Raw genomic sequence first — 410 nt, 5'->3', positions numbered from 1 at the left:
AAATACGGCCATCCGGTGAGGCAATCACCGTATGCGCTCCTTTAAGCACAAGGATCACACCCCGCTCTCGGGCGTAGTCTAGCGCCAGCCCGATCCGGTCACGCTGTACTTCCTTCGTGCTCACACAAGCCAGCCGAGCCATTTCGCCGGGATGCGGCGTCAGAATTACAGACTCCCGGCGGCTCTGCCATGTCCCGTAATCACACTCGGCCAGTATATTCAGCGCATCCGCATCCACGACAAGCGGACATTCCGCGCCTTCCCAAATTTTTTTAAGCCATTCCTTATCCTCTTCGAACCGCCCGATTCCCGGGCCGACGGCAAGCACGTCCTTCTGGTCGGCGAGATTCAGCACCTCTTCCGCCGCTGCGGCATTCCAGGTTCCGTCCGCTTCACCGCCGGCGTCCGCC

1 protein-coding gene is annotated in these 410 nt (G+C 60.2%); it reads right to left on the bottom strand.

From position 1 onward, the window contains the following. Positions 1 to 410: ADP-dependent NAD(P)H-hydrate dehydratase (locus tag L691_RS28310; RefSeq protein WP_036736139.1), on the bottom strand; the 410-nt coding region annotated here is incomplete at both ends.

The organism is Paenibacillus zanthoxyli JH29 (genome assembly GCF_000520715.1).
Lineage (GTDB): Bacteria > Bacillota > Bacilli > Paenibacillales > Paenibacillaceae > Paenibacillus_AQ > Paenibacillus_AQ zanthoxyli.
This window is presented reverse-complemented; position numbering and strand designations above follow the sequence as displayed.